The sequence below is a fragment of the Streptomyces sp. DSM 41931 genome, assembly GCF_050271085.1.
Lineage (GTDB): Bacteria > Actinomycetota > Actinomycetes > Streptomycetales > Streptomycetaceae > Streptomyces > Streptomyces albogriseolus.
Map to the genome: position 1 here is coordinate 2,468,448 of NZ_CP189902.1, position 21,271 is coordinate 2,489,718.

General features: G+C 72.2%; 17 protein-coding genes. 13 read left to right on the forward strand and 4 right to left on the reverse strand.

Features of this window, described 5'->3' with window-relative positions; genetic code table 11:
- Positions 1-10: 10 nt before the first annotated feature.
- Both ACP7TJ_RS11440 and ACP7TJ_RS11445 read left to right on the forward strand, forming a co-directional pair.
- Complete coding sequence (locus tag ACP7TJ_RS11440; RefSeq protein ID WP_427763033.1) at positions 11-1,495, forward strand: helix-turn-helix domain-containing protein; 1,485 nt, start codon at positions 11-13, stop codon at positions 1,493-1,495.
- A 133-nt stretch (positions 1,496-1,628) separates the two neighbouring features.
- Positions 1,629-2,417, forward strand: a complete 789-nt coding sequence (locus tag ACP7TJ_RS11445) for a phosphatase (protein ID WP_093767226.1) — start codon at positions 1,629-1,631, stop codon at positions 2,415-2,417.
- A 21-nt stretch (positions 2,418-2,438) separates the two neighbouring features.
- Here the strand turns inward: ACP7TJ_RS11445 and ACP7TJ_RS11450 are convergent, their stop codons facing one another.
- From ACP7TJ_RS11450 to ACP7TJ_RS11460, 3 genes are all read right to left on the reverse strand, one after another.
- Positions 2,439-3,317 carry an acyl-CoA thioesterase gene (locus tag ACP7TJ_RS11450; protein ID WP_427763035.1) on the reverse strand — a complete coding sequence of 293 codons (879 nt, stop codon included), beginning with the start codon at positions 3,315-3,317 and terminating at the stop codon, positions 2,439-2,441.
- 35 nt (positions 3,318-3,352) lie between these two features.
- Positions 3,353-4,510, reverse strand: coding sequence for an acyl-CoA dehydrogenase family protein (locus tag ACP7TJ_RS11455; protein WP_093767224.1), 1,158 nt, complete (start codon positions 4,508-4,510; stop codon positions 3,353-3,355).
- A gap of 115 nt (positions 4,511-4,625) precedes the next feature.
- On the reverse strand, positions 4,626-5,231 hold the full coding sequence (locus ACP7TJ_RS11460) for an SACE_7040 family transcriptional regulator (RefSeq protein ID WP_266546304.1): 606 nt from the start codon (positions 5,229-5,231) through the stop codon (positions 4,626-4,628).
- 86 nt (positions 5,232-5,317) lie between these two features.
- On the opposite strand from ACP7TJ_RS11460, the gene ACP7TJ_RS11465 reads away from it, so the two are divergent.
- The 10 genes from ACP7TJ_RS11465 to ACP7TJ_RS11510 all read left to right on the forward strand — a co-directional run bounded on the left by ACP7TJ_RS11465 (position 5,318) and on the right by ACP7TJ_RS11510 (position 18,450).
- Complete coding sequence (locus ACP7TJ_RS11465) at positions 5,318-6,934, forward strand: carboxyl transferase domain-containing protein (RefSeq protein WP_093767222.1); 1,617 nt, start codon at positions 5,318-5,320, stop codon at positions 6,932-6,934.
- A gap of 26 nt (positions 6,935-6,960) precedes the next feature.
- The gene (locus ACP7TJ_RS11470) at positions 6,961-8,985 is read left to right on the forward strand and encodes an acetyl/propionyl/methylcrotonyl-CoA carboxylase subunit alpha (RefSeq protein ID WP_380882839.1); all 2,025 of its coding nucleotides are present in this window, start codon (positions 6,961-6,963) and stop codon (positions 8,983-8,985) included.
- Positions 8,982-9,929, forward strand: a complete 948-nt coding sequence (locus ACP7TJ_RS11475) for a hydroxymethylglutaryl-CoA lyase (protein WP_093767220.1) — start codon at positions 8,982-8,984, stop codon at positions 9,927-9,929. Before ACP7TJ_RS11470 ends, ACP7TJ_RS11475 begins: the two co-directional genes overlap by 4 nt.
- 4 nt (positions 9,930-9,933) lie before the next feature.
- On the forward strand, positions 9,934-11,094 hold the full coding sequence (locus tag ACP7TJ_RS11480; RefSeq protein ID WP_093767219.1) for an acyl-CoA dehydrogenase family protein: 1,161 nt from the start codon (positions 9,934-9,936) through the stop codon (positions 11,092-11,094).
- Positions 11,095-11,286: 192 nt separating this feature from the next.
- Positions 11,287-12,330 (forward strand): ABC transporter substrate-binding protein, encoded by a 1,044-nt coding sequence (locus ACP7TJ_RS11485; RefSeq protein WP_266397371.1) that lies wholly within the window; start codon positions 11,287-11,289, stop codon positions 12,328-12,330.
- A gap of 61 nt (positions 12,331-12,391) precedes the next feature.
- The gene (locus ACP7TJ_RS11490) at positions 12,392-13,264 is read left to right on the forward strand and encodes a siderophore-interacting protein (protein WP_367460303.1); all 873 of its coding nucleotides are present in this window, start codon (positions 12,392-12,394) and stop codon (positions 13,262-13,264) included.
- Positions 13,265-13,423: 159 nt separating this feature from the next.
- Complete coding sequence (desA, locus tag ACP7TJ_RS11495) at positions 13,424-14,866, forward strand: lysine decarboxylase DesA (protein WP_189909871.1); 1,443 nt, start codon at positions 13,424-13,426, stop codon at positions 14,864-14,866.
- Entirely contained in the window at positions 14,850-16,142 is a 1,293-nt protein-coding gene (locus ACP7TJ_RS11500; RefSeq protein WP_093767215.1) for a lysine N(6)-hydroxylase/L-ornithine N(5)-oxygenase family protein, read from the forward strand. The genes desA and ACP7TJ_RS11500 overlap by 17 nt, the downstream gene beginning before the upstream one ends.
- Positions 16,139-16,681, forward strand: a complete 543-nt coding sequence (locus tag ACP7TJ_RS11505; RefSeq protein ID WP_189909874.1) for a GNAT family N-acetyltransferase — start codon at positions 16,139-16,141, stop codon at positions 16,679-16,681. The genes ACP7TJ_RS11500 and ACP7TJ_RS11505 overlap by 4 nt, the downstream gene beginning before the upstream one ends.
- Positions 16,678-18,450, forward strand: a complete 1,773-nt coding sequence (locus ACP7TJ_RS11510; protein WP_427763039.1) for an IucA/IucC family protein — start codon at positions 16,678-16,680, stop codon at positions 18,448-18,450. Before ACP7TJ_RS11505 ends, ACP7TJ_RS11510 begins: the two co-directional genes overlap by 4 nt.
- A gap of 111 nt (positions 18,451-18,561) precedes the next feature.
- Here the strand turns inward: ACP7TJ_RS11510 and ACP7TJ_RS11515 are convergent, their stop codons facing one another.
- Complete coding sequence (locus ACP7TJ_RS11515) at positions 18,562-20,187, reverse strand: beta-N-acetylhexosaminidase (RefSeq protein WP_427763041.1); 1,626 nt, start codon at positions 20,185-20,187, stop codon at positions 18,562-18,564.
- Positions 20,188-20,330: 143 nt separating this feature from the next.
- On the opposite strand from ACP7TJ_RS11515, the gene ACP7TJ_RS11520 reads away from it, so the two are divergent.
- On the forward strand, positions 20,331-21,221 hold the full coding sequence (locus ACP7TJ_RS11520; protein WP_093767211.1) for a DUF4429 domain-containing protein: 891 nt from the start codon (positions 20,331-20,333) through the stop codon (positions 21,219-21,221).
- Positions 21,222-21,271: the final 50 nt, after the last annotated feature.

A 21,271-nucleotide genomic window follows, 5' to 3' on the forward strand; every position in this document is an offset into this window, starting at 1 on the left:
AACGTCCACCATGCCGGACCCCACTGTTCCGCCCACCCCTCCCGTCCCTCTGGACGCGCTGCTGGCCCGCGCGGACCTGGGCCTGCGCCGGATCGCGGGCCCCGCGGACCCGGCGGTCGTCGTGCACTGGGCGCACACCTCGGAGATGGCCGACCCCTATCCGTACCTGCTGGGCGGCGAACTGCTGCTGTCGGCGGGCGTGCACATCCCGGACGGCGCGGGCGCGGGCTACTTCGACGCGTACGTGTCGCGGATCGTCGCGGCGGGCGGGGCGGCGCTCGGCTTCGGCGTCGCACCGGTGCACGACACGGTGCCCGGGGCGCTGGTGGAGGCGTGCGAGATGCACGGGCTGCCGCTGCTGGAGGTGCCGCCGCGGACCACCTTCTCGGCGGTGGCGCGGGCGCTGTGGCAGCTGATGGCGCAGGCCCGCACGGCCGAGCTGCGGCGGGTCACGGAGGCGCAGCAGAGCCTCGCCACGGCTGCCGCCCGCCCCGACCCGGTCCCCGCCGTCCTCCAGCAGCTCGCCCGCCGTCTGGGCGGACGGGCGGTGCTGTACGGCCCCGAGGGCACGCCGGTCGCGGGCGCGGGACCCGACCCCGGCGCGGAGGCGCGGACGGCGCTGGCGAAACTCGCGGAGGTGGTGAGGCCGTCGGGGCCGTCGGGGCAGGAGCCGTCGGACGCCCGTCCCTCCTCCGCGTCCGACACGGTGGCCGGGGTGCGGCTGGTCGCCCACGCGCTGGGCAACGGCGAGGGGTTCGTGCTGGGGACGGCCGCCCCGCAGCGGGACGCGGGCGACCACACCATCGCGTCCGTCGCCGCCGTGCTGCTCTCCCTGCTCACCGGCGAACGGCGCGGCGGCTCCGGCGCCGACCGCTCCTCCGCGCTGGTACGGCTGCTGCTGGGCGCGGCGCCCGCGGAGGTGGCGCCGCTGCTCGGCGGGGACCGGTGGCGGGTGGTGCGCGGCAGGCCGGACGGGCGGGCGGCCCCGGACCCGGTGGCCGCCTCCGCGCTGGGCGCCGCCCTCGGCTCGTCGCTGGTGGACGTCACGGGCGAGGTGGTGCGGGTGCTGGTGCCCGACGGGCGGACGGTGGAGCGGGTGCCGGGCTGGACGCTCGGCGTCAGCGCGGCGGCGGCCCCGCGGGACTGGCCGGCCGCCGACGCCCAGGCCTCCCGCGCCCTGGCCCGCGCCCGCGCCACCCGCACCCCGCTGCTGCGCCACGGCGACCGCCCGGCCCTCACCGACCTGGTCCCGCCGCACGACGCCGACGCCCACGCCCGCGCCCTGCTCGCGCCGATAGAGCGGTCCCCGGCCCTGGTCGACACCCTGCGCACCTGGCTCTCCCTGCACGGCAGCTGGGACCGCACGGCGGTCGCCCTCGACGTGCACCGCAACACGGTCAGGCAGCGGATCGCCCGGTGCGCGGCCCTCCTGGACACGGATCTGGACGACCCGGACGTCCGGATGGAGCTGTGGTTCGCTCTGCGGCGGACGTAGCGCCGGCGGCCGCGCCCGGGGGGCCGGGACGACAACTCCTGGGTAGCCGTACGGAGTCGGCTGAGTACGTGACGCACGTCCCAGCGCGCGATACGCCAGGGACGCGCCCTGTTCCCTGCCTCACAATGGACGCATGCCGATACCCGGGACCCCCAGCCGCGCCGAACTCGTCGAACACCTGGTCGCCACCCGCATCGCGGGCGAGGTCGCCACGCCGCGCGAGAACAACCTCTCCCACTACCGGAAGCTGGCGAACGGCGACCGGCACTACTGGCTCGGCCTGGAGCTCGGCGAGCGCTGGACCGACGAGCAGGACGTACTCGCGGTGATGGCCGAGCGGGTCGGCGTGAACGACGACCCGGAGCACCGGTACGGGCAGGACACCATCGACCCCGAGCTGACGGTCGACGGTCTGGAGCGGATGGCGGGGCGGCTGCGCAAGGCGGCGGAGGGCCGGCAGCGGGTGCTGCTGGCGACCGGCCATCCGGGCGGCCTGCTGGACGTGCACCGGGCGACGGCCGCCGCGCTGCGGGCGGCGGGCTGCGACATCGTGGTCATCCCGGACGGGCTGACCACGGACGAGGGCTACGTGATGCAGTTCGCGGACGTGGCGGTGCTGGAGCACGGGGCGACGCTGTGGCACACCCACTCGGGTGCGCCGATGAAGACGATCCTGACGGCGCTGGAGCGCGAGGGGAGACCGCTGCCCGACCTGGTGGTCGCCGACCACGGCTGGGCGGGCGCCGCCGGCCAGTACGGCGTGGACTCCGTCGGGTACGCCGACTGCAACGACCCGGCGCTGTTCCTCGCCGAGGCCGAGGGCACCGTCCAGGTGACCGTCCCCCTGGACGACCATGTGACGAGCCCCCGCCACTACGACCCGATGACGGCGTACCTGCTGGCGGCGGCGGGTCTGAGCTGACGCTCCCCCAACGATGCCGCGTCAGTCCTCGTCGCGCGGGACGCGGACCACGCCCTCCTGGATGACGGAGACCGCGAGGCGGCCGTCCTGGGTGTAGATGCGGCCCTGGCCGAGGCCCCGGCCGCCGTGGGCGGACGGGGACTGCTGGTCGTACAGCAGCCACTCGTCCGCGCGGAACGGGCGGTGGAACCACATGGCGTGGTCCAGGGACGCCCCGACCACGTCGCCGACCGCCCAGCCGCCGCGCCCGTGGGCGAGCAGGATCGAGTCCAGCAGCGTCATGTCGGAGACGTACGTGGCGAGCACGACGTGCAGCAGCGGGTCGTCGCCCTCGACCTTGCCGTTGGTGCGGAACCACACCTGGCTGTGCGGGTCGCGCGGCTCGCCGAAGCGGCCGTACGGCGGGTCGTCGACGTAGCGCAGGTCGACGGCGGCGCGGGCGCCGAGGTAGCGGTGCACCACGTCCGACGACAGGTGCGGGTAGCCCCGCAGCCGCTCCTCGGAGGTGGGGAGCGTCTCCGGGTCCGGGGAGGGCGGCATCGGGTCCTGGTGGTCCAGGCCCTCCTCGTACGTCTGGAAGGACGCGGAGAGGTGGAAGATCGGCTTGCCGTGCTGGACCGCGACCACCCGCCGGGTGGTGAACGAGCGGCCGTCGCGGATCCGGTCGACGGTGTAGACGATCGGCGCGCCGGGGTCGCCGAGGCGCAGGAAGTACGCGTGCAGGGAATGGGCGGGCCGGTCCTCGGGGACGGTCCGCCCGGCCGCGACCAGCGCCTGCGCCGCGACCTGTCCGCCGAAGACGCGGGGGACGACGGCGCTGCGCGAGCTGCCGCGGAAGATGTTCTCCTCGATCTGCTCGAGGTCGAGCAGATCGAGGAGTTCTTGGAGAGCCTGACTCATGGAATCAGTTGTATACGGCAGGGATTTCCGGGACCTTACAGGCCCATGTCCTTGGCGATGATCGTCTTCATGATCTCGCTGGTGCCGCCGTAGATGCGGTTGACCCGGTTGTCCGCGTACAGGCGGGCGATCGGGTACTCGTTCATGTAGCCGTAGCCGCCGTGCAGCTGGAGGCAGCGGTCGATGACGCGGTGGGCGACCTCGGTGCAGAACAGCTTGGCGCTGGCGGCCTCGGCGGGCGTGAGCTCGCCGGCGTCCAGGGCCTCGGTGGCGCGGTCGGCGACGGCCTCGGCGGCGTCCACCTCGGCCTGGCAGGCGGCCAGCTCGAACTTCGTGTTCTGGAAGTGCGCGACCGGCTTGCCGAAGACGGTGCGCTCCTGCACGTACTGCTTGGCGAACCGGACCGCGGCCTTGGCCTGGGCGTAGGCGCCGAAGGCGATGCCCCAGCGCTCGGAGGCCAGGTTGTGGCCGAGGTAGTAGAAGCCCTTGTTCTCCTCGCCGAGCAGGTCCTCGACGGGCACCTTGACGTCGACGAACGCCAGCTCGGCGGTGTCGGAGGTCTTCAGGCCGAGCTTGTCGAGCTTGCGGCCGACCGAGTAGCCCTCGGACTTGGTGTCCACGGCGAAGAGGGAGATGCCGTGACGGCGGTCCTCGGCGGTGGGGGCCGCGGTGCGGGCGCAGACGATCACCTTGTCGGCGTGCACACCGCCGGTGATGAAGGTTTTGGCGCCGTTCAGGACGTAGTGGGTGCCGTCCTCGCTCAGCTTGGCGGTGGTCTTCATGCCCGCGAGGTCGGAGCCGGTGCCCGGCTCGGTCATCGCGATGGCCCACATCTCCTCGCCGGAGACGAACTTCGGCAGGAAGCGCTTCTTCTGCTCGTCGGTGGCGAGCATCTTGATGTAGGGCAGGGCGAGCAGCACATGCACGCCGGAGCCGCCGAACTGGACGCCCGCGCGGGCGGTCTCCTCGTAGAGGACGGCCTCGAACTTGTGGGTGTCCATGCCCGCGCCGCCGTACTCCTCCGGCACGCTGATGCCGAAGATGCCCAGCTCGCCGAGCTTGTAGTAGAAGTCGCGGGGCGCCTGGCCCGCCGCGAACCACTCGTCGTAGACGGGGACGACCTCGGCCTCGATGAAGGCGCGGATGGTCTCCCGGAACGCCTCGTGATCCTCGTTGAAAACCGTACGGCGCACTGTCCGCCACCTCCGCAGCCTGGGCATGTCTAAGCGCTTGCTCAGAACAAGGTACCGGCGAGTATCCACAGGCGTCCAGAGTGGAGCCCCCGTAACGCTCGTCACTCGCCCGGGGTCACCGCGAGCCCGCCGCCTCGAACGCCCCCCGCGCCATCCGGTGCAGGAGCTCCGCCGTGCCCGCGCGGTCCGGGAGGGAGCCCGGGCGGGTGAGGTGGGGGGTGGAGTTGAGGAGGCCGAAGACCGAGTGGACCGCCGAGCGGGCGGTGGGCTCGGCGAGGTCCGGGTAGAGGCGGCGCACCACACCCACCCACAGCTCGACGTACTGCCGCTGGAGCTGGCGCACCAGCTTGCGGTCGGCGTCCCGGAGGCGGTCCAGCTCACGGTCGTGCAGGGTGATGAGCGGGCGGTCGTCGAGCGCGAAGTCGATGTGCCCCTCGATCAGCGAGTCGAGGACCGCCCCGGGAGCCACCCCGCCCGCCCCGTCCGCCTCGGCGAGCCGCCGCTTCGCACCGGTGAGCAGCGACTCGCTGATGCCGACCAGCAGCTCCGCCAGCATCGCGTCCTTGCCCGCGAAGTGCCGGTAGAGCCCGGGACCGCTGATGCCGACGGCGGCGCCTATCTCGTCGACGCCGACCCCGTGGAAGCCCCGCTCGGCGAAGAGCCGCGCGGCCTCCTTGAGGATCTGCTCGCGGCGGGTGGGGGCGTCGGTTCTGGTGGCCATGAAGACGATTCTAGACAGGGAGGTTAGCGGTCGTTAACCTGGAGGAAATGCGTTAACGCTCATTAACACGTGAGGGGACCCGCAGGATGCATGAGGCACCGGAGCTTCACAGCGCGGCAGATCCCGCGTCGGAGGCCTTTCGGGCCAACGAGGAGGCGCACCGCGCCCTCGTCGAGGAGCTGCGCGGCAAGCTGGCCGCGGCGGCGCTCGGCGGCGGCGAGCGGGCGCGCGCCCGTCACACCGCGCGCGGGAAGCTGCTCCCGCGCGACCGGGTGGACACCCTCCTCGACCCCGGCTCGCCCTTCCTGGAGCTGGCCCCGCTGGCCGCCGACGGGATGTACGACGGGCAGGCGCCGGCGGCCGGGGTGATCGCCGGGATCGGCCGGGTCGCGGGCCGCGAGTGCGTGGTCGTCGCCAACGACGCCACCGTCAAGGGCGGCACGTACTACCCGATGACCGTGAAGAAGCACCTGCGCGCGCAGGAGGTGGCCCTGGACAACCGGCTGCCCTGCGTCTACCTGGTGGACTCCGGCGGGGCGTTCCTGCCGATGCAGGACGAGGTGTTCCCGGACCGGGACCACTTCGGCCGCATCTTCTACAACCAGGCCCGGATGTCCGGCGCCGGCATCCCGCAGATCGCGGCGGTGCTCGGCTCCTGCACCGCCGGCGGCGCGTACGTGCCCGCGATGAGCGACGAGGCGGTGATCGTGCGCAACCAGGGCACGATCTTCCTCGGCGGCCCGCCGCTGGTGAAGGCGGCCACCGGCGAGGTGGTCACGGCGGAGGAGCTGGGCGGCGGCGAGGTCCACTCCCGGGTGTCCGGGGTGACCGACCACCTCGCCGAGGACGACGCGCACGCGCTCAGGATCGTCCGCCAGATCGTCTCCACGCTGCCCGGGCGCGGCGAGCCGCCCTGGCGGGTGGAGCCGGTCGCCGAGCCCAAGGTGGACCCGGCGGGGCTGTACGGCGCGGTGCCGGTGGACTCCCGCACCCCCTACGACGTCCGCGAGATCATCGCCCGGATCACCGACGGCTCCCGGTTCGCCGAGTTCAAGGCGGAGTTCGGGCAGACCCTGGTCACCGGCTTCGCGCACATCCACGGCCACCCGGTGGGGATCGTCGCCAACAACGGCATCCTGTTCTCCGAGTCCGCCCAGAAGGGCGCCCACTTCATCGAGCTGTGCGACCAGCGCGGCATCCCGCTGCTGTTCCTGCAGAACATCTCGGGCTTCATGGTCGGCAAGGACTACGAGGCGGGGGGCATCGCCAAGCACGGCGCCAAGATGGTCACGGCCGTCGCCTGCACGCGCGTGCCGAAGCTGACCGTCGTGGTCGGCGGGTCGTACGGGGCGGGCAACTACTCGATGTGCGGCCGGGCCTACTCCCCCCGCTTCCTGTGGATGTGGCCGAACGCCAAGATCTCGGTGATGGGCGGCGAGCAGGCGGCCTCGGTGCTGGCCACCGTGAAGCGGGACCAGTTGGAGGCGCGGGGCGAGGAGTGGCCGGCCGAGGACGAGGACGCCTTCAAGGCCCCGATCCGCGCCCAGTACGAGCGCCAGGGGAACGCCTACTACGCGACGGCCCGCCTCTGGGACGACGGCGTGATCGACCCGATGGAGACCCGGCAGGTGCTGGGGCTGGCCCTGACCGCGTGCGCCAACGCGCCCCTGGGTGACCCCCAGTTCGGCGTCTTCCGGATGTGAGGGGACCCCTGACGATGACTGATCAGATGTTCGACACGGTGCTGGTGGCGAACCGGGGCGAGATCGCCGTCCGTGTCGTGCGCACGCTGCGGTCGCTGGGCGTGCGCTCGGTGGCGGTGTACTCCGACGCGGACGCCGGCGCCCGGCACGTCCGCGAGGCCGACGCGGCGGTACGGATCGGCCCGGCGCCGGCCGCGGAGAGTTACCTGTCGGCGGAACGGCTGCTGGAGGCCGCCGCCCGCACCGGCGCGCAGGCGGTGCACCCGGGGTACGGCTTCCTCGCGGAGAACGCGGGGTTCGCACGGGCGTGCGAGGCGGCGGGGCTGGTGTTCATCGGTCCCCCGGCGGACGCCATCGCCCTGATGGGCGACAAGATCCGCGCCAAGGAGACGGTGAAGGCGGCCGGGGTGCCGGTGGTGCCCGGCTCCAGCGGCAGCGGGCTGACGGACGCGCAGCTCGTCGACGCGGCCCGGGAGATCGGCATGCCGGTGCTGCTGAAGCCGTCGGCGGGCGGCGGCGGCAAGGGCATGCGGCTGGTGCGGGACGAGACGCGTCTCGCGGACGAGATCGCCGCCGCCCGGCGCGAGGCCCGCGCCTCCTTCGGCGACGACACGCTGCTGGTGGAGCGGTGGATCGACCGGCCCCGGCACATCGAGATCCAGGTGCTGGCCGACGGCCACGGGAACGTGGTGCACCTGGGCGAGCGCGAGTGCTCCCTCCAGCGCCGGCACCAGAAGATCGTCGAGGAGGCGCCCAGTGTGCTCCTCGACGAGAAGACCCGGGCGGCGATGGGCGAGGCGGCCGTGCAGGCGGCCCGCTCCTGCGGCTACCGGGGCGCGGGCACGGTGGAGTTCATCGTCCCGGGCGACGACCCGTCGGCGTACTACTTCATGGAGATGAACACCCGGCTCCAGGTGGAGCACCCGGTCACCGAGCTGATCACGGGGCTCGACCTGGTGGAGTGGCAGCTGCGGGTCGCGGCGGGCGAGCGGCTGGCGTTCGGGCAGGACGACGTCCGCCTGACCGGGCACGCGGTCGAGGCGCGGCTGTGCGCCGAGGACCCCGCGCGCGGGTTCCTGCCCTCCGGCGGCACGGTGCTGCGGCTGCGCGAGCCGCAGGGCGACGGCGTGCGCACCGACTCCGGCCTGAGCGAGGGCACGGAGGTCGGCAGCCTCTACGACCCGATGCTCTCCAAGGTGATCGCGTACGGCCCCGACCGGGCGACCGCGCTGCGCAAGCTGCGGGCGGCGCTCGCCGGGACGGTGACGCTGGGCGTGCAGACCAACGCGGGCTTCCTGCGGCGGCTGCTGGCGCACCCGGCCGTCGTGTCGGGCGAGCTGGACACCGGTCTGGTGGAGCGGGAGGCGGACTCCCTGGTCGGCGGCGAGGTGCCGGCCGAGGTGTACGCGGCGGCGGCGCTGCTGCGCCACACCGCCCTCGCGCCCGCCGCGGCGCCCGGCTGGCGTGACCCGTTCGCCGCCGCCGACGGCTGGCGGATGGGCGGCGGCCGGGCGTGGACGGCGCACCATCTGCGGGTGGCGGGCCACGACCCGGTGACCGTAAGGGTGCGGGCCACGGCCGACGGCGGCACGGAGCTGCTGCTGCCTGGCGCGGACACCCCGCTGCGGGCGTCCGCGGGGCCGCTGGAGGGGCACCGGTTCACCTGCGCGCTGGACGGCGTCACACACGCCTTCGCCGCCCTGCCGGACGGCTCCTGGCTGGGCCGGGACGGTGACGCCTGGCAGGTGCGGGACCACGACCCGGTCGCCGCGTCCCTCACCCGGGCGGGTCAGGGGGGCGCCGACTCGCTGACCGCGCCGATGCCGGGCACGGTGACGGTGGTGAAGGTCGCCGTCGGCGACGAGGTGGACGCGGGCCAGAGCCTGCTCGTGGTGGAGGCGATGAAGATGGAGCACGTCATCTCCGCCCCGCACGCCGGCACGGTCACCGAACTGGACGTGTCCCCGGGCACGACGGTCGCCATGGACCAGGTGCTCGCGGTCATCGCCCCCGTGGAGACCGCGGCACCGGCGGAAGGGGAGACGGCATGAACGTGAGCGAGCTGGGCCTGCCCATGGCCGTACCGGCCGAGGGCCTGCCCGCACGGGTGCGGATCCACGAGGTGGGCGCCCGCGACGGCCTGCAGAACGAGAAGGCGACCGTGCCGACGGCCGTGAAGGCGGAGTTCGTCCGCCGGCTGGCCGGCACGGGCCTGACCACGATCGAGGCGACGAGCTTCGTGCACCCGAAGTGGGTGCCCCAGCTCGCGGACGCCGAGGACCTGTACCCGGCGGTGTCCGACCTGCCGGTGGACCTGCCGGTGCTGGTGCCCAACGAGCGCGGCCTGGACCGCGCGCTGGCGCTGGGCGCCCGGCGGGTGGCGGTGTTCGCCAGCGCCACGGAGTCATTCGCCAAGGCCAACCTGAACCGCACGGTGGACGAGGCGCTGGCCATGTTCGAGCCCGTGGTGGCCCGGGCGAAGGAGCAGGGCGTCCATGTGCGCGGCTATCTGTCGATGTGCTTCGGCGACCCCTGGGAGGGCGCGGTCCCGGTCCCCCAGGTGGTGCGCGTGTGCCGGGCGCTGCTCGACATGGGCTGCGACGAGCTGAGCCTCGGCGACACGATCGGGGTGGCGACCCCGGGCCATGTGACGGCCCTGATCGGCGCGCTCACGGAGGCGGGCGTGCCCGTCCCCGCGCTGGGCGTGCACTTCCACGACACCTACGGCCAGGCGCTGTCCAACACGCTGGCCGCGCTCCAGCAGGGCGTCGCCACGGTCGACGCCTCGGCCGGCGGGCTGGGCGGCTGCCCGTACGCGAAGTCCGCCACCGGCAATCTCGCCACCGAAGACCTCGTGTGGATGCTGCGGGGCCTCGGCATCGACACCGGGGTCGACCTCGGCCGTCTGGTCGCCACAAGCGTCTGGATGGCCGCCCACCTGGGCCGGCCCAGCCCGTCCCGCACCGTACGAGCCCTCTCCCACCAGGAGCAGTGACGACATGGACCACAAGCTCTCCCCCGAACTCGAGGAACTCCGCCGCACGGTCGAGGAGTTCGCGCACGACGTGGTGGCGCCGAAGATCGGCGACTTCTACGAGCGGCACGAGTTCCCGTACGAGATCGTGCGGGAGATGGGCCGCATGGGCCTGTTCGGCCTGCCGTTCCCGGAGGAGTACGGCGGCATGGGCGGCGACTACTTCGCGCTCGGCGTGGCGCTGGAGGAACTGGCCCGGGTGGACTCCTCGGTGGCCATCACCCTGGAGGCGGGCGTCTCGCTGGGCGCCATGCCGCTGCACCTGTTCGGCACGGAGGAGCAGAAGCGTGAGTGGCTGCCCCGGCTGTGCTCGGGCGAGATACTCGGCGCCTTCGGGCTGACCGAGCCGGACGGCGGCAGCGACGCGGGCGCGACCCGCACGACGGCCCGTCTGGACGAGGCGACGGGCGAGTGGGTGATCAACGGCACCAAGTGCTTCATCACCAACTCCGGCACGGACATCACCGGTCTGGTGACGGTCACCGCCGTCACCGGCCGCAAGCCCGACGGCAGGCCGGAGATCTCGTCGATCATCGTCCCCGCCGGCACCCCCGGTTTCACGGTCGCGGCGCCGTACTCCAAGGTCGGCTGGAACGCCTCGGACACCCGGGAGCTGTCCTTCCAGGACGTGCGCGTCCCGGCGGCCAACCTGCTGGGCGCGGAGGGCCGCGGCTACGCCCAGTTCCTGCGCATCCTCGACGAGGGCCGTATCGCCATCGCGGCGCTCGCCACGGGGCTCGCGCAGGGCTGTGTGGACGAGTCGGTGAAGTACGCCAAGGAGCGGCACGCGTTCGGGCGTCCGATCGGCGCCAACCAGGCGATCCAGTTCAAGATCGCGGACATGGAGATGAAGGCGCACACGGCGCGTCTGGCGTGGCGGGACGCGGCGAGCCGGCTGGTGGCGGGCGAGCCCTTCAAGAAGGAGGCGGCGCTGGCCAAGCTGTACTCCTCCACGGTGGCCGTGGACAACGCCCGCGACGCGACGCAGATCCACGGCGGCTACGGCTTCATGAACGAGTACCCGGTGGCCCGGATGTGGCGCGACTCCAAGATCCTGGAGATCGGCGAGGGCACCAGCGAGGTCCAGCGGATGCTCATCGCCCGGGAGTTGGGCCTGACGGGCTGAGCACGCCCGCGGTGACGAACGGCCCGCGCCGCCCGGCGCGGGCCGCTTCGTCAGGGTCGAGTGATCCGAATCACGGTACGGGACCGGCGTTTCCCGGGGATGGGACCCGAACGCCCCCTGGACAGATCGTTTGGTTAGGCTAACCTAACGCTGTTTGTACCTCGTCCCGTACGCACGAAAGCAGACCCTTCCATGTCGAACGCCAGAACCGCCCGCCTCACCCGTCGCGGGCTGCTCGCCGCCGGTGGCGCCCTCGGACTCGGCGCCGTGCTCACCGCCTGCGGGGACGACGGCGCGAAGGACGGCGGCGCGGACACGAAGGGCTCCGCCAAGACCGGCCCCTGGTCCTTCAAGGACGACCGCGGCACCACGGTGAAGCTCGACGAGGCGCCCAGGAACATCGTCGCGTTCACGGGCGTGGCCGCCGCGCTGTACGACTACGGCATCGAGGTCAAGGGCGTGTTCGGCCCGACCACGACCAAGGACGGCAAGGCCGACGTCCAGGCCGGCGACATGGACGTCAGCAAGGTGACGGTCCTGGGCAACGTCTGGGACCAGTTCAACGTCGAGAAGTACGCGGCCCTCGCGCCCGACGTCCTGATCTCCACGATGTTCGACGACGCCGGCACCCTCTGGTACGTCCCCGAGGCGTCCAAGGACAAGATCGCCAAGCTCGCGCCCAGCGTCGGCATCTCCGTGTTCGACCGTCAGCTCACCGGCCCGCTCCAGCGGATGTGGGAGCTGGCCGAGTCGCTCGGCGCCGACATGACGGCCGCGAAGGTCACCGAGGCCAAGAAGCGGTTCGAGGCGGCCTCGGAGCGGCTGCGCAAGGCCGCCAAGGCCAAGCCCGAGATCAAGGTGCTGGTCGGCTCCGCGAGCCCCGAGCTGTTCTACGTCTCGGGCAGCAACCTCTCGATCGACCTGGAGTACTTCAAGGCCCTCGGCGTGAACTTCGTGGAGCCGACGGAGGCCGCCAAGAAGGCCACCGGCGGCTGGTTCGAGAGCCTGAGCTGGGAGAACGTCGACAAGCACAAGGCCGACGTGATCATGATGGACGACCGCAGCTCGGCCATCCAGCCCGCCGACATCACCGAGGCGACCTGGAAGCAGCTGCCCGCCGTCAAGGCCGGCCAGATCATCGCCCGCTCCACCGAGCCGATCCTGTCCTACGACAAGTGCGTGGCGCCCGTGGAGGCGCTCGCCGAGGCCATCGAGAAGGCCAAGAAGGTCAGCTGACACCTCTCGCAAGGCCCCCCTCGCAAGGTCCAGCCACCCCCTCGACCCGCAGGAGCTCCTGGTGACGACTGCCGTGGCCGCCCCGTTCCGCTTCTTCGCCCTTCAGGTCGCCGGGACGCGGCGGCTCGGCCCGTCGCTGGTCCGGGTCACCTTCACCGGGCCGGAGCTGAGCGACTTCCGCTCCGACGGACGCGACCAGTCCCTGTCGCTGTTCCTGCCCCACCCCGGGCAGGACGCGCCGGTCGTGCCGCTGGAGCTGGGCGACGGGTGGTGGCAGGGCTGGCGTGAACTGCCCGACGACGTACGGGCGGTGATGCGCTCGTACACGCTGCGGGCGCTGCGCGCGGACGCACTGGGACGGACCGCCGAGATCGACGTCGACTTCGTGCTGCACGGCGTCGGCGCGGAGGCGGGCCCGTCCGCCGCGGCCGGTCCGGCGTCCCGCTGGGCCGCCCGCGCCGCCGTGGGCGACCGGGTGCTGCTGCTCGGCCCCGCGATCGCCGACAACCGCGCGATCCGCTTCCGCCCGCCCGAGGACACCGCCACGGTGCTGATGTGGGCGGACGAGACCGCCCTGCCCGCCGCGGCCGCCGTCCTGGAGACCCTTCCGGCAGGCACCCGCGCCCGGGTCTGGGTGGAGGTGCCGCACGCCGGGGACGTCCAGGAGCTGCCGACCGCGGCGGACGCGGACGTCACCTGGTGCGTGCGGGAGGGCGCCGCCGCCCCGGAGGCCCCGCCGTCCCTGGACGCCGTCCGGCGGGCCGTCCTCCCCTCCCCCGAGCGCGCCTACGTGTGGATCGCCGGGGAGTCCGGCCAGGTGAAGCAGGTACGCCGCCACTTCGTCCAGGAGCGTGGCGTCGATCGCCGACGGGTGACGTTCGTGGGTTACTGGCGGCGCGGTCTGACAGAGGAACAGCTCCGCGAACAGGCGTGAGCCGCAGGTGAGTTGAGGCTTCGCGGCACCCCTTCGAGGACGTGACGACGGTCACGGCCGAAACGGGACTACCCCCGAAAAGGTTTGGTTAGGCTAACCTAAGTTCAACCGCACTGGACCTCTCCCCGCACCGGACCGTCCCCACCGGAGGACCCCCACATGCGCTCGCACCTGCTCAACGACACCACCACGGAGCACTACCGACGCTCCGTGACCGAAGGAGTCGAGCGGGTGGCCGCCAAACTCGCCGCCACCGACCGGCCGTTCACCGGCGTCACGGCCGACGACCTCGCCCCGCGCATCGACGCGATCGACCTCGACCGGCCGCTGGGCGACACCACCGCGGTGCTGGACGAGCTGGAGGACGTCTACCTCAGGGACGCGGTCTACTTCCACCACCCCCGCTACCTCGCCCACCTCAACTGCCCGGTCGTCATCCCGGCCGTGCTCGGCGAGGCGGTGCTCTCCGCCGTCAACTCCTCCCTGGACACCTGGGACCAGTCGGCAGGCGGCACCCTGATCGAGCGGAAGCTCGTCGACTGGACGGCCGCCCGCATCGGCCTCGGCCCCGCCGCCGACGGCGTGTTCACCTCCGGCGGCACCCAGTCCAACCTCCAGGCGCTGCTCCTGGCCCGGGAGGAGACCAAGACCCAGGATCTGGGGAGGCTGCGCGTCTTCGCCTCCGAGGTCAGCCACTTCAGCGTGCAGAAGTCCGCGAAGCTGCTCGGCCTCGGCCCCGACGCCGTGGTGGTGATCCCCGTCGACCACGACAAGCGGATGCAGACCGTCGCCCTCGCCCACGAGCTGGAGCGCTGCGCGGAGGCGGGGCTGATCCCGATGGCGGTCGTCGCCACCGCCGGCACCACCGACTTCGGCTCCATCGACCCGCTGCCGGAGATCGCCGGCCTGTGCGAGCAGTACGGCGCCTGGATGCACGTGGACGCCGCCTACGGCTGCGGACTGCTCGCCTCGCTGAAGTACCGGCACCGCATCGACGGCATCGAGCGCGCCGACTCGGTCACCGTCGACTACCACAAGTCCTTCTTCCAGCCGGTCAGTTCCTCGGCCGTGCTGGTGCGCGACGCGGCCACGCTGCGGCACGCCACCTACCACGCGGAGTACCTCAACCCGCGCCGCATGGTGACCGAGCGCATCCCCAACCAGGTCGACAAGTCGCTGCAGACCACCCGCCGCTTCGACGCGCTGAAGCTGTGGATGACCCTGCGCGTGATGGGCGCCGACGGCATCGGCGCGCTCTTCGACGAGGTGTGCGACCTCGCCGCCGAAGGCTGGAAGCTGCTGGCCGCCGACCCCCGCTTCGACGTGGTGGTCGAGCCCAGCCTCTCGACCCTGGTGTTCCGCTACGTGCCGGCCGCCGTCACCGACCCCGCCGAGATCGACCGCGCCAACCTGTACGCCCGCAAGGCCCTGTTCGCCTCCGGCGACGCGGTGGTCGCGGGCACCAAGGTGTCCGGGCGCCACTACCTGAAGTTCACCCTGCTCAACCCCGAGACCACGACGGCCGACATCACGGCCGTCCTCGACCTGATCGCCGGCCACGCCGAGCAGTACCTGGGAGAGTCCCTTGACCGCGCTTGCTGACACCACGGAACCGGCCTACGACTTCGTGGGCATCGGGCTGGGCCCGTTCAACCTGGGGCTGGCCTGCCTGACCGAGCCCATCGACGAACTCTCCGGCGTCTTCCTGGAGTCCAAGCCGGACTTCGAGTGGCACGCCGGGATGTTCCTCGACGGCGCGCACCTCCAGACGCCGTTCATGTCGGACCTGGTCACCCTCGCCGACCCGACCTCCCCCTTCTCCTTCCTCAACTACCTGAAGGAGAAGGGCCGGCTGTACTCGTTCTACATCCGGGAGAACTTCTACCCGCTGCGCGTCGAGTACGACGACTACTGCCGCTGGGCCGCCGCGCGGCTGGGCAGCATCCGGTTCGGCACCACGGTCACCGAGGTCACGTGGGACGAGGCCGCCGAGGTGTACGTCGTGGCCACGTCCACCGGCGCCACGTACCGCGGCCGGCACCTGGTGCTGGGCACCGGCACCGTGCCGTTCGTGCCCGAGGCGTGCCGCGGCCTGGAGGGCGACCTCATCCACACGGCGCAGTACACGCACCGCAAGGCGGAGCTGCTGAAGAAGAAGTCGGTCACGATCGTGGGCAGCGGACAGAGCGCCGCCGAGATCTACTACGAGCTGCTCTCCGGGATCGACGCCCACGGCTACCAGCTCAACTGGGTCACGCGCTCCCCGCGGTTCTTCCCGCTGGAGTACACCAAGCTGACCCTGGAGATGACGTCCCCGGACTACATCGACTACTTCCGCGCGCTGCCCGAGGACACCCGCTACCGGCTGGAGAAGCAGCAGAAGGGCCTCTTCAAGGGCATCAACGCGGACCTGATCGACGCGATCTTCGACCTGCTGTACCAGAAGAACGTGGAGAGCGGCGGCCGCGGCGTGCCCACCCGGCTGCTCACCAACTCCTCCCTCACCACCGCCCGGTACCAGGACGGCACGTACACGCTCGGCTTCCGCCAGGACGAGCAGGGCAAGGACTTCGAGATCGCCACCGAAGGCCTGGTGCTGGCCACCGGGTACCACTACGAGCAGCCCGCCTTCCTGGAACCGGTGCGCGACCGGCTGCGCCTCGACGGGCACGGCCGCTTCGACGTCGCCCGCAACTACGCGATCGACGTCACCGGGCGCGGCGTGTTCCTGCAGAACGCGGGCGTCCACACGCACAGCGTCACCAGCCCCGACCTGGGCATGGGCCCGTACCGCAACGCGTCCATCATCCGCGAGCTGCTGGGCGCCGAGTACTACCCGGTCGAGAAGAGCATCGCCTTCCAGGAGTTCGCCGTATGAGCACCATCGGTCCGTTCACCGTCCGCCCGCTCGACCCGGAGAAGGACGCGGAGCTGCTGCACCGCTGGGTGACGCACCCCAAGGCGGCGTTCTGGATGATGCAGGACGCGACGCCCAGGGACGTCGAGCGCGAGTACGCGCGGATCGCCGCCCACGAGCACCACCACGCCTACCTGGGCCTGCACGACGGTGAACCCGCCTTCCTGATGGAGAAGTACGACCCCCGGTACGTCGAACTCGTCGGGCTCTACGAGCCGCTCCCGGGTGACGTCGGCATGCACTTCCTGGTCGCCCCCACCGACCGCCCCGTCCACGGCTTCACCCGCGCCGTCATCACCGCCGTGATGGAGGAGCTGTTCGCCGACCCGGCCACCCGCCGGGTCGTGGTGGAGCCGGACGTCGGCAACAAGGCCGTGCACGCCCTGAACGAGGCCGTGGGCTTCGTGCCTGAGCGCGAGATCGACAAGCCGGAGAAGCGCGCGCTGCTGAGCTTCTGCACGCGCGAACAGTTCGAGGCCGCCCGAGGAGCATCCGCATGACCCTGTCCGACGCCGTGGCGCATCTGTCCCCCCACCGCTGGGCGCGGGCCAACCGTCTGCTGATCCGCAAGGCGCTCGCCGAGTTCGCGCACGAGCGGCTCGTCACGCCGGAGCCGGCCGGTGACGGCCGGTACGTCGTCCGCAGCGACGACGGCGAGACCCGTTACACGTTCACGGCCACGCTGCGCGGCCTGGACCACTGGCAGGTCGACGCCGACTCGATCACCCGCCACCGCGACGGCGCCGAGCTGGAGCTCGCCGCGCTGGACTTCTTCATCGAGCTGCAGAAGTCCCTGGGGCTGAGCGACGAGATCCTGCCGGTGTACCTGGAGGAGATCTCCTCCACCCTCTCCGGCACCTGCTACAAGCTGACCAAGCCGCAGGTCACCTCCGCCGAGCTGGTCGACGCCGGCTTCCAGGCGATCGAGACCGGCATGACCGAGGGCCACCCCTGCTTCGTCGCCAACAACGGGCGGCTCGGCTTCGGCGTCCACGAGTACCGGCAGTACGCCCCGGAGGCCGCGAACCCGGTGAAGCTCGTGTGGCTGGCCGCCCACCGCTCCCGGGCCGCGTTCACGGCGGGCGTCGGCATCGACTACGAGTCCTTCGTCCGGCAGGAGCTGGGCGACCGGGCCGTCGAGCGGTTCCACGGCATCCTGCGCGCGCAGGACCTGGACCCCGCCGACTACCTGCTGATCCCCGTCCACCCCTGGCAGTGGTGGAACAAGCTGTCCGTCACCTTCGCCGCCGAGGTGGCCCGCCGGCACCTGGTGTGCCTGGGCGAGGGCGACGACGAGTACCTGGCGCAGCAGTCCATCCGCACCTTCTTCAACCGCTCGCACCCGGAGAAGCACTACGTGAAGACGGCCCTGTCCGTCCTCAACATGGGCTTCATGCGGGGCCTGTCCGCCGCGTACATGGAGGCCACCCCGGCCATCAACGACTGGCTGGCCCGCCTGATCGACAACGACCCGGTGCTGCGGTCCACGGGGCTGTCGGTCATCCGCGAGCGGGCCGCCGTGGGCTACCGGCACCTGGAGTACGAGCAGGCCACCGACCGCTACTCGCCGTACCGGAAGATGCTGGCGGCGCTGTGGCGGGAGAGCCCGGTGGCGTCCCTGGAGGACGGCGAGTCGCTCGCCACCATGGCGTCCCTGGTCCACGTCGACCACGAGGGCCGGTCCTTCGCGGCCGCCCTGATCGAGCGCTCCGGGCTCGCCCCGGCGGAGTGGCTGCGGCGCTATCTGCGGGCCTACTACGTCCCGCTGCTGCACAGCTTCTACGCCTACGACCTGGCGTACATGCCGCACGGCGAGAACGTCATCCTGGTCCTGGAGGACGGCGCCGTGAAGCGCGCCGTCTACAAGGACATCGCCGAGGAGATCGTGGTGATGGACCCGGACGCGGTGCTGCCGCCGGAGGTGTCCCGGATCCGCGTCGAGGTCCCGGACGACACCAAGCTGCTGTCGATCTTCACGGACGTCTTCGACTGCTTCTTCCGCTTCCTCGCGGCGATCCTCGCCGAGGAGGGCGTCCTCGACGAGGACGGCTTCTGGCGGACGGTCGCGGAGGTCACCCGCGACTACCAGGCGTCGGTGCCGGAGCTGGCCGACAAGTTCGCCCGCTACGACATGTTCGCCCCCGAGTTCGCCCTGTCCTGCCTGAACCGCCTCCAGCTGCGCAACAACAAGCAGATGGTCGACCTGGCGGACCCCTCGAGCGCCCTCCAGCTCATAGGCACCCTGAAGAACCCCCTGGCGGCCTTCTGACCCCACAGAACGGACGAGCCCCCGGAGTACGGTCCTCCGGGGGCCTCGTCACGCCGTCAGGGCGACACCCTCAGGGGCGCGGGGAACTGCGCGCCCAGCCCCCACGGCGGATCACTGCCACGAAACCTGAGGCGACCTGTAGTAATTCACCCCCATCGCCTCCCACCGGGGCGACTGCCCCGCAAGCCGTTGCCGATACGACTCCCAGTCATGCGTCCCCGCAGGGGACCACCCCAGCTCCGCGATCCCCGGCAGCCGCGGAAACGCCATGAACTCCAGCTCCCCCGTCTCGTCCAGCGTCTCCGTCCACAGCGGCGCCTCGACACCGCGCACGGCGGACTCGGGCACGCCCTCCAGGTACGCCCCCGGATCCCAGTCGTAGGACCGCCGGACCTCGACGTACCCGGCCCAGGACAGCCCCAGCGGGGTGTTCGCGTCGTACTTCATGTCCAGGTACGCCCGGTCGGCCGGCGACAGGATCAGCCCGGTCCCGTTCCGCGCGGCCTCCGCGACCTGCGCCTTCTCCGCCGCGCTGGTGCCGTCGAGCCCCCAGTACTGGGCGAGCGCCCCGTCCGCCGGGGCGGCCCCGGTCAGCTGGTGCCAGCCCACCACCGTCTTGCCGTACCGGGCGACGACCGGCTGGACCCGGTCCATGAACGCCACGTACTCCTCGTGCGGCGTGGAGTGCGCCTCGTCGCCGCCGATGTGGAGGTAGCGGCCGGGCGTGAGCGCGGCGATCTCCCGCACCACGTCCTCGACGAAGTCGTACGTGATCTCCTTGCCGACGCACAGCGAGCTGAAGCCGACCTCGGTGCCGGTGTAGAGCGGCGGCGCGACGCCGTCGCAGTTCAGCTCGGCGTAGGAGGCGAGGGCCGCGTTGGTGTGGCCCGGCATGTCGATCTCGGGGACGACCTCCAGGTGCCGGGAGGCGGCGTACCGCACGATCTCGCGGTAGTCGTCCTTGGTGTAGTGACCGCCGGGGCCGCCGCCGACCTCGGTGGAGCCGCCGTAGGCGGCGAGCCGCGGCCAGGAGTCGACGGCGATGCGCCAGCCCTGGTCGTCGCTCAGGTGCAGATGCAGTTTGTTGATCTTGTAGAGGGCGATCCGGTCGATGTAGCGCTTGACCTCGTCGACGGAGAAGAAGTGCCGGGAGACGTCGAGCATGGCGCCGCGCCAGCCGAAGCGCGGGCTGTCGGTGACGGTGCCGCCCGCCACCGGCCAGGGCCCCGGCTGACGGGTCCGCCGCTCCACGTCCGCCGGCAGCAGCTGCCGCAGCGTCTGCACGCCGTGGAACAGCCCGGCGGGCTCCGCGGCGGTCAGGGTGATCCCGGAGGGGCCGCTGCGCAGCCGGTAGCCCTCGCTGCCGTAGGGGCCCTCGGCGATGCGCAGCCGGATGCCTCCCGTGCCGCGGTCGGTGACGGGCAGCGGATAGCCCGTGGAGGGCCGCAGCACGCCGGCGAGGTACTCGCCGACCCTGCGGGCCTCGCGGGGGCCGTCGACGCGGATGCGGGTCTTCTCGGTGATGCGGTACGGACGTCCGCCGGGCTCCACGGACGCGGGGGCGGGGATCACCCGGTCCAGCGGGACCGGCGACCGTCCCGGCGCGGTCTGGGGGGCCGGGCCCCGGGCCGGGGTCGCCGCGACCGTGGCGGCGCCCACCGCCACGACGAGCAGCAGGGACCCGAGCAGGCGGGTGGTGCGGGGAGTCGTTCCGTGGTGCCGTCGTTGCCGTCTCACACGCGCTCCCTTCTCAACTCCTGGGCTCCGCGGGGGAGCCCCTCGACCGGGCTCACGGAGAGCCCTTCAACTCCCGGGCCCCGCAAGGGAACCCGGGATGGGTATAGACCACTCTCCCGCAGTTCCGGTGAAACAATCCCCCCATGGCGGAAATCATCCAGAAGGACGGGACGTGGACCTTCGACGGGGAGACCCTGCGCCTGACGCCCGGCCGGGACAAGAACGTCGGTCTGCTGCGCCGGACGCTGGGTGAACTGGCCGTGCCGCTCCAGGCGTTGGCGGGCGTCTCACTGGAGCAGGGCAAGAAGTCGGGGCGGCTCAGGCTGCGGCTGCGCGACGGCGCCGACCCCCTGCTGCACGCGACCGGCGGCCGCCTCACCGAGCCGCACGACCCGTACCAGCTGGTCGTGGAGTCCGACCGCTACGGCGTCGCCGAGTACTTCACGGAGGAGGTCCGCACCGCGCTGCTGCTGGAGCAGATTCCGTCCGGGCCGGTGACCGGCTATCTGCTGCCCGGCCCGCCCCTGCCGCTGTCCGTGTCCGCCGGGGACGGCACGGTGAGCTTCGACGGGGAGCGGATCCGGCTGGAGTGGAACTGGAAGACGGAGGACGCCAAGGCCGCCGCCGGCCCCCGCACCCTGGCGGTGGCGGACCTGGAGGGCGTGGAGTGGCAGCCGGCGGCCGGTCTCGAGAACGGCCATCTGCGCTTCCTCGTGCGGCACGCCCCCGCCAAGGTCCCGGCCAAGTACGACCCGAACGCGGTGGAGCTGTGGGGCTTCAAGAAGGACCCGCTGATGGCGCTGGTGGCCGCCGCCGTGCAGGCCCGCCTGCCGCACCCGTCCGCCCCCGCCGCCCCTGCCCTGGAGGGCCCGCGCGCCCCCGAGGCCGGCCGGCCCGCGCCGCCCGGCCGGACCGAGGACGATCACGACGCGCTGCTGCGCCGGCTGCGGGAGCTGGGCGAGCTGCACCGGTCCGGGGTGCTCACCGACGAGGAGTTCACCCTCGCCAAGCAGGCGGTCCTGAAGCGCATGTAAAGGCCACCCGGCTCGGCCTGCCCGAAATCGGGCACGTTTCTTGCGAAACG